Annotated in this window: 8 protein-coding genes; 2 read left to right on the forward strand and 6 right to left on the reverse strand. The window is 50.1% G+C overall.

Going from position 1 to position 7,698, the window contains the following annotated elements:
* Window positions 1–2 precede the first annotated feature (2 nt).
* A complete protein-coding gene (gene cysP, locus QZ534_RS17275) occupies window positions 3–1,037 on the reverse strand; it encodes a thiosulfate ABC transporter substrate-binding protein CysP (protein ID WP_296936255.1) in 1,035 nt (344 codons plus the stop codon).
* A 257-nt stretch (window positions 1,038–1,294) separates the two neighbouring features.
* Between cysP and QZ534_RS17280 the strand changes: the two genes are divergently transcribed.
* On the forward strand, window positions 1,295–2,779 hold the full coding sequence (locus QZ534_RS17280) for a hypothetical protein (protein WP_296936256.1): 1,485 nt from the start codon (window positions 1,295–1,297) through the stop codon (window positions 2,777–2,779).
* Window positions 2,776–3,816 carry a succinylglutamate desuccinylase gene (locus tag QZ534_RS17285; RefSeq protein WP_296936257.1) on the forward strand — a complete coding sequence of 347 codons (1,041 nt, stop codon included), beginning with the start codon at window positions 2,776–2,778 and terminating at the stop codon, window positions 3,814–3,816. Before QZ534_RS17280 ends, QZ534_RS17285 begins: the two co-directional genes overlap by 4 nt.
* A gap of 64 nt (window positions 3,817–3,880) precedes the next feature.
* On the opposite strand, the gene QZ534_RS17290 is transcribed toward QZ534_RS17285, so the two are convergent.
* The 5 genes from QZ534_RS17290 to QZ534_RS17310 all read right to left on the reverse strand — a co-directional run bounded on the left by QZ534_RS17290 (window position 3,881) and on the right by QZ534_RS17310 (window position 7,489).
* Complete coding sequence (locus QZ534_RS17290; protein ID WP_296936258.1) at window positions 3,881–4,600, reverse strand: DUF2971 domain-containing protein; 720 nt, start codon at window positions 4,598–4,600, stop codon at window positions 3,881–3,883.
* A gap of 85 nt (window positions 4,601–4,685) precedes the next feature.
* Entirely contained in the window at window positions 4,686–5,288 is a 603-nt protein-coding gene (locus QZ534_RS17295) for a hypothetical protein (protein ID WP_296936259.1), read from the reverse strand.
* A 90-nt stretch (window positions 5,289–5,378) separates the two neighbouring features.
* Window positions 5,379–5,924 (reverse strand): hypothetical protein, encoded by a 546-nt coding sequence (locus tag QZ534_RS17300; RefSeq protein WP_296936261.1) that lies wholly within the window; start codon window positions 5,922–5,924, stop codon window positions 5,379–5,381.
* A 37-nt stretch (window positions 5,925–5,961) separates the two neighbouring features.
* Window positions 5,962–6,591 (reverse strand): hypothetical protein, encoded by a 630-nt coding sequence (locus tag QZ534_RS17305; RefSeq protein WP_296936263.1) that lies wholly within the window; start codon window positions 6,589–6,591, stop codon window positions 5,962–5,964.
* Between the two features lie 88 nt (window positions 6,592–6,679).
* Window positions 6,680–7,489, reverse strand: coding sequence for a hypothetical protein (locus QZ534_RS17310; protein ID WP_296936265.1), 810 nt, complete (start codon window positions 7,487–7,489; stop codon window positions 6,680–6,682).
* Window positions 7,490–7,698: the final 209 nt, after the last annotated feature.

Consider the following 7,698-nt stretch of genomic DNA (forward strand, 5'->3'; position numbering starts at 1 on the left):
CCTTAGCGACGACGCTGCAACTGGTCCAGTTTGCCACCACTGGCAAAGTGGGTCTCCATGGCATTTTCCCAGCTGCCGGCGATGTCCTGGATCGGCATCAGCTTCAGTTCCGGGAACTTGTCAGCCACTTCCGCTTTCACGGTTTCGTTATGCACCCGATAGTTGAAGCTGGCCAGCATGCGCTGGGCTTCTTCGGAATAAAGGTGCTTCAGGTAAGCTTGAGCCAGTTCTTCTGTGCCCTTCTTCTCGATGTTCTTGTCGATCCAGGTCACCGGGAACTCGGCCAGGAAGCTGACTTTCGGAACCACAACCTGGAAATTCTTGTCCGGGTTAAGCTCCGGGATATTGTTCACTTCGGATTCAAAGGTCAGCAGCACGTCACCGAGGCCGCGCTCAACAAACGTGGTGGTTGCACCACGGCCGCCGGAGTCGAATACCTTTACTTGCCCCAGAAGATCGCTCAGGAAGGCATCAATCTTCTCCTGGTCGTCACCGAACTTGTCCTGGGCAAAACCCAGTGCCGCCAGGTAGGTGTAGCGGCCGTTACCGGAGGTTTTCGGGTTCGGCATGATCAGTTCGACGTCCTCGCGGATCAGATCATCCCAGTTCTGGATGTTCTTGGGGTTACCCTCACGCACCAGAAACGCCATGGTGGAGTAGTAGGGAGAGCTGTTGTTGGGCAGGCGTGATGCCCAGTCCTCGGGGATCAGGTTGCCGCGCTCGGCCAGGATATTAACGTCCGTCACCTGGTTGTAGGTCACCACATCGGCACCCAGGCCCTGCAAGATGGCGCGAGCCTGCTTGGAAGAGCCAGCATGTGATTGCTGGATATTGACGGTTTCGCCGGTTTTCTCCTGCCAGTAATCCTGGAACAGAACGTTGTATTCCGCGAACAGCTCACGGGCAATGTCGTAGGAAGAGTTCAGAAGCTCACGCTCCTGGGCAGAAGCCGGCCCGGTCATCGAAAACGCCAGCGCCAACGCACTGAACCACAGGCCCTTGCGAGCTTTGGAACCAGAAAACATCGAATTCGGCATGGTAGGCAGAGCTCCCTGTTCAATCGGAATCTTGATATGCAACAAAAGCATAAGGGTTAGGTTTCGTTAGAACGCAAAGATAAGGTAGGAGCCTAAGAACAACAATGCCTTTGCTAGATGATTTATAACTTTTTTAGGAACTTTCAGTTATATTAAACGCCACCAGGAAGCCCAAAGATGATTTAGCGTCGTTGAACTGGTGCAAAGCGCATCTTCCACTACTATCAAGGTAAGTCAGCGCTGGAGAAGACGTTGCCGTGGGACTGTCGATCAAGACAACGGAATTTGCGCCGGAAGAGTTTGAACGTTTTGCCGCCAAGGTCCGCACAGACCTGAAAGCGCTCACTCGTCTCCTGAACCGGCCCGGCTTTGGTGAGGGTGAGAGCTCCATTGGCGCCGAGGTGGAGTTCTACATCGTAAACTCTGACCTGCGGGTTCAGCCCATCAACACCGAAATTGCCGCCAGAGTCCAGGACCCCCAGCTTACGGTTGAGCTCAACCGCTTCAATCTCGAATACAACCTCAGCCCCCAGGCGTTCAAGGGATCGCCCTTTGCCAGAACAGAGCAGGAACTGCTCGCCGCGATCCGGCGAATCAACCGGCAGGCCGCGTCACTTGATGGGGAACTGGTGCCCATCGGCATACTGCCGACGCTTCGCCAGTCCGATATGGGCGCGCAGGTAATGACCGACGAACCCCGCTATCACGCGCTTTCCAAAGCCCTGCTCAAGCAACGGGGCGAGCCATTCAGCATCCACATCGGCGGCAACGATGTGATCAACCTCGAAGCCGACGACGTTTATATGGAAGGAGCCAATACCTCTTTCCAGTTGCACTGGCGTGTGCCCGCTCATCGGTTCTCAGACTATTTCAATGCCGTGCAACTGGTGACGCCGATTGTCCTGGCTCTGGCCAGCAATTCACCCAGCCTGTTCGGCCACCACCTGTGGGACGAAACCCGGATTGCCCTGTTCAAGCAATCCATTGACAGCCGGTCCCCCAACCATAAAACCTGGCGCCATCCGCCAAGGGTCTATTACGGAAACGGCTGGATACGAAGCGCCTGGGAGTTGTTTGCCGCCTCCGCATCGCTTTATCCCCCCATCATTCCGCTGATGTCGGAGGAAGATCCGATGGCAGTGATTGATGCCGGTGAGGTGCCCAAACTGGCCGAACTGCGACTGCACCAGGGAACCACCTGGCCCTGGAACCGGGCCATCTACGACCATACCGAAGGCGGCCATCTGCGCATTGAGATCCGCTCCATGCCTGCAGGCCCGACAGCTGCTGATATGTGTGCAAACGGCCTTTTCGTGATCGGGGCTGCGCTGGCAGTTCTGGATGACATCGGGCACCTGACATCGATACTTCCCTTCCACTATACCGAACACAATTTTTACCGCGCTGCGAAATATGGCGTCGGCGCAGAAATCATCTGGCCGCACAAAGACCAGGTTCAGTTGCAAGACACTCCGCTGCTAACCGTTGCCCGGGAGTTACTGCCCCGGGCCCGTGAAGCATTGCAGCAAACAGCCGTGGACGAATCGGAAATCCACCACCTGCTGGGAATCATCGAAGGCCGCATTGAAACCGCCATGTCCGGCGCCCGGTGGCAACGCCACATCACAGAAACTTTGGGCAAATCCCTCAGCCCCGATGAGTCGTTCCGGACCATGCTGTCTCTGTACATGGCCAACCAGAAGAGAAATACGCCGATCCATGAATGGACATTGTCACCGTGAGTAATTCGAACGTACTTGATTACCTGAATAATCCCTCACCCCAAACACTCGGTCGCTCTCCCCTTGAATGGCTGGAGCAACTGCAAAAGCCCACGGTTATCCGTGTTGCCGGGCGCGATCGCTCCCGCACCCGGGCCATGGCAACACTGCTTCACGGCAACGAGCCCTCGGGCCTGTTTGCGCTTCACCGATGGCTACTTGAGCAGCACACACCAGAGGTCAATATGCTGTTTCTACTGGGTGGCGTCTATCCTGCGAAGATCCCCCCTGCTCTCTCAACGCGCCAGCTTCCTGCAGGACGTGACCTCAACCGGTGTTTCAAGGAACCGTTCGAGGGAGAGGAAGGCGCGATTGCCAAGGCCATGCTGGCAGAACTCCATGACGCAAACCCGGAATGCCTGCTGGACGTGCACAACACCTCGGGGACAGGGCCGGCCTTCGCGGTGTCCATCACCAATGATGCCGCCCACCAGGCACTAACCTCGCTCTTTACCGACCGCCTCATCATGACCGATCTTCGCCTCGGGGCGCTGATGGAATATTCCGAACAGGAAGTGCCCACCGTCACCATCGAATGCGGTGGATCCCAGGACGACCAGGCTCACGAACTGGCCTATGAGGGACTCGTGCGATATTGCTCCAGGCCGGACGTGCTGTCACTGGAAAAAGCGGAATGGGACGTTACCGTGCTGCGAAATCCGATCCGGGTGGAGCTAATCCCCGAGGCAACTATTGAGTATCGGCTGGAGCCAACTGGCCGGGCAGACCTCACGCTACCGCCAAACATCGAACACCGCAATTTCGGGATTGTTTCGCCGGATGAACCCCTCGGATGGGTTGGTGAAAAAGGGTTGGGTGTGCTCACGGCCATCAGCCACAATCGCCGGGAAAACATGGAGCAAGTGCTGCAAGTGAGGGACGGGCAGATCTTCCCTGCCCAGGCAATCAGGGCTTTTATGATCACCACCAACCCGGTTATTGCAAAGAGTGATTGCCTGTTTTATGCAGTCAAGGCGACGGGGGAGCCTATTTTTTAACGCCATGCGCAGCGGCCGGTTTGTGGAGCGCAGCGGAACAAAGCGGTCCGACTGCCGCTACTGGTTAAATGCTAATTTGAAGCCCCTTTGGAGGCTGATACATCACCGACTGCCTTATTGAATTGGAATACCCCTTGTTCTTGAGGGCTGCCTTATAAGCCTCGAACAAATGCTCATTAATTCTTGGATCGAAAACAATCTCATCAAATAGGTCGCATGGATCTATCTCGAACTGATGAACGGGGCCGCTTCCGTCGGTATAGATTAGACGTACCTCTCTTTCGTGCTTGAACTCCTCCCGCTTGTATATCAGTGACTCTGCGACACCTGATCCTGAAGTATTTAGCACATCAATATTTTTGAGCTTTTTAATGAGATCTTTTTGTGTGTGGTATTCAACCTCACCAATAAAGCAATGTACTTGTGCAAAATCTCCGCTTTGCTGTTGAAGAGCTTTAAGGAGCTTTCGTATCGTGGTTTTCACCTTCGCTCCCTGTTTATCCGCTGAATAAATCCTCCACATTGCATCTGTTTCTTTGTGAAGCGTCCAGCACTGACCGTAAACAGAGTCTCGAATTGAACCAAAATCGGCTACTTCTCCGTCTGAGGTCTTGGCCGTACCGTTCAACAGGAGATTCTCAAAGGGGTCGTCCCACTTTATCGGAGGGACCAACGTCAGCAATTTTGTCTGAAACATTTCGAGGAGCCTGTGGATCGGCATGATTCGGAAGATATCCCTATCCAAGTCTTTATCTTTTATGTTGAGCGTGTCTTGATAGCCCACAAAGTCACCTCATTGATACATTTAACGCCAGTGGTAACGGGCGGAAACGGAGCGCAGCGTAGTTGGCGTCTCGTTGACCACCTTGTTAGGGATATTCGGGCACAACTACAAATGTATCGGAATACCATGAGTAGTTGGCCGACGATCCACCTATTCCTGAACGGGTTCTGCTTTCAGCAGCGTTTTGACTCGCTAGAGGAGAGCAACTGGCCGCAAAGTCGATAAAATAAATACCAGGCTCAGTAACATGCACAAGAAACGATGTGACCAACTTTACTCCTGGATCAACGCAGGAATCTTCCGCTGATACATCTTCATCTTGGTAGCCATGAAACCCATCCTTTGAGAACTCGATTATTCCGTTTTCCGCTTTGACTACTTTACTTGCAACCACCCCAGAATCATCCCAGTTAATAACCTCTGATGTATTGCCGACGTTTTCAATCTGTACCCTAACTTGAATAAACAGCTTATCTTGAAAACAGGTAGGAAAAGCATCTACCCCAGCTGATAAAATTCCCCTTTCTTCCAGCGAACGTTTTATTGCCTTAAGTTCACTTTTAGCTTTTTCTATTCTTTTCAGGCTGTGGAATTGGTAGAGCGCCCATAAGCCACCGGATAGGGCTGCGAAAGAAATAATGAATGACTGGATTATATCGGCTAAATTTTTGAGTTCGCTAAGTGTCATAGTGATCCCTAACGCTGAAATAAGCGGCGGCCCGACAGGGACTTCCGGTGAGGCCGCAGGCCGGAACGAACTTGATTGACTGGTTAGAAATCACCGGGATTTGAACCAAGCCAGAAACCTCCGCCAGGCACTGTTAAGGTTTACTCCAATGCCGAAGAAATTGGGTTTCAAATCCACAACGTCTTCCGAGTCGGTAATTGCGTCCCTGGTTCTCGCTGCGGATTCATTAAAGTCCATCTCTCTTCGCGTGGCTGAGTCTAGCGCAAGCGATGCCCGCCAAAACATTTGCCCGTCAGCCGCGCCTTGTCTCCACGCCGGATAGTCGCCGTTTGGCAAAACTTGAATGAAGTCCCTTTCATACCCGGGTTTCGGGTGCATGTAGAAGTAGGATTCAATCTCGGTGAAAACTACACCAGATGCTTCAAAATCTCTGGCCACCTCAGGCGTTAATTTCAGTGTGTCTGAATAGAAAAGGTAGTAGTGATCGTCGGGAAACCAGTAAAGATCGTGAAGAATGTCGGAAATAGCCCCTTCGCTTTCGAAATCTGCTGGCAGCAGATGGACTCTCCGTGGCCCGAAAGTCACTTTGGCAGGCAACGGTAGTGAATCTGGCCATCTAGGCACTTCCTCAGACATTGTCCCTCTCAATTTCTAACATTTGTTTATAAATTCACTATTGATGAACAGCTACACTTTCTTCCAAAAACATCTGTGCATCGGCGTGTAGCTGGAACTTGAAAGCTTCACTAAACTCAACTCTAGATTTCTCTCTTTCTATTTCGGGGTATTTGAACACTAAATCTCTAAACTTCTGTAAAGGCTTTTTCCTAAAGCTATTACTAAACTTCTTGTCGATTAATCGATCGAAGTTAACGAAAGCTTTCTCAAGATCCAGCTTATTCGAGCTCAAGATAAATTTATTGTTCAAAAAGCATTCTTTGTGGTTATTATCAATGGGAAATTTTTTTATTTCGGCGCTTTCAAAAAAAATAGACCAAATTTTCTTGCATCTTTCAACTATCAAATCTTTATTTTTATATGGTTTTTTGTAGATCGGAGCCAACCCATTTTCACCCGCAAGCTGCATTAAAACTCGATAAACTGTAGGGCCGTATCCTTCTCTCGCAGTAACATTTTCAACATGCCAAACCTCATTTCTATAGCTAAACTTGATGGCAGCTAGGATTTTTCCAGAAAAATCTAATACCACAATTAATGGATATGGGAGGGGGCCTCTACGGTTTAATGAATAATCCTCTCCATTAAAGTAAATGGCTAAACTATCAATTCTTTTAATTGCCACTAGAGCTCCATAAAGTTATAACGCTCTGAATAAGCCGCCGTTTGGAGCGCCAGCGCAAAACGGTCGGCCTGATTCACTTGTTAAAAAATCAACCTAGACCAATGCTCCAATTAAAATATCGCCAATAATCTGGCCTTTCCGTCAGTGTTTTGAAGCTAATAATACCGTAGTAAACATGCGAAGGGAGTATATATAAGTTGGAAAACCAGATTGGCAAACCTGCCACAAAAAAATTATACGGGAATTTTAAAAAGGTTGAACCGCCTCCAGGAAATTCAGATTCCACCATATTGTATATCTCTTTTTGCCCCTGAGCATCCAGATAGACTGGGTACCCAATTTCTCCAACACCTTCCAAACTAGTGTAAATATCGAACTTTGAACACTCGCGTGGGACAACCACCGAACTAAAGACAACAGCTACAAAATTTGAAAAAACTGAGGGCATTTCTTCCACAGAAATATTTAGATACTTGTTCCTGTAAAGCCACGAAAACCAATCAAAACCTTCTTTTACCAACTCACACTTTCTTCCTAAGTCATTGGCTTGCTTCAATAGGGAGTGGCGCACACTTTCATTTTCAGCGTTCTTTTTTGCATACTTTATCAACTGCTTTTCTTTTGAATGCTTAAATTTCACCCTGACTTTCTTTCCTAGGAATGAGTCGGAGAACAATCTTGCAATTTCCCTTTCGTCAGCGATTAACTTACCTTCCTCAGTAATTTTGAAAGTTTTGCTGAGCTTGTCATCGACGACGGTTTTCAAAGATGGCATCTGCTTTTTACCATGATACGCAAAGGCCCCAATGCTCGGCACGAAAAAGAGCGCTGGCTCCCAACTCGGCTGAGCTAAAAGCCACCCGAAAGAGCCAAATAGTAAGATTAGCGAAATAAACAAGTTCAGACTTCTCCCTTTTTAACGCCAGCAATAAACGGCGCCCTGACAAGGGCGTCCGGTGGAGGCCGAAGGCCGGAACGAATTTAATTGCCTTGTTAGAGGTACTGCTCGCACCGTTCTTCCCAGAACAGATTGCTGAAGCGCTGTAGACCTGGCCGATGACCATAATCCTTATTGAACTGTTGCATCATTGGCGAAAAATCTATCCC

This window comes from uncultured Marinobacter sp., from assembly GCF_913055835.1.
Taxonomy (GTDB): Bacteria; Pseudomonadota; Gammaproteobacteria; order Pseudomonadales; family Oleiphilaceae; genus Marinobacter.

What these genes read in the sequence shown, in the direction of transcription:
- cysP (WP_296936255.1), bottom strand. Translation starts at nt 1,037, where the DNA reads ATGCCGAATTCGATGTTTTCTGGTTCCAAAGCTCGCAAGGGCCTGTGG.
- QZ534_RS17295 (WP_296936259.1), bottom strand. Translation starts at nt 5,288, where the DNA reads ATGACACTTAGCGAACTCAAAAATTTAGCCGATATAATCCAGTCATTC.
- QZ534_RS17300 (WP_296936261.1), bottom strand. Translation starts at nt 5,924, where the DNA reads ATGTCTGAGGAAGTGCCTAGATGGCCAGATTCACTACCGTTGCCTGCC.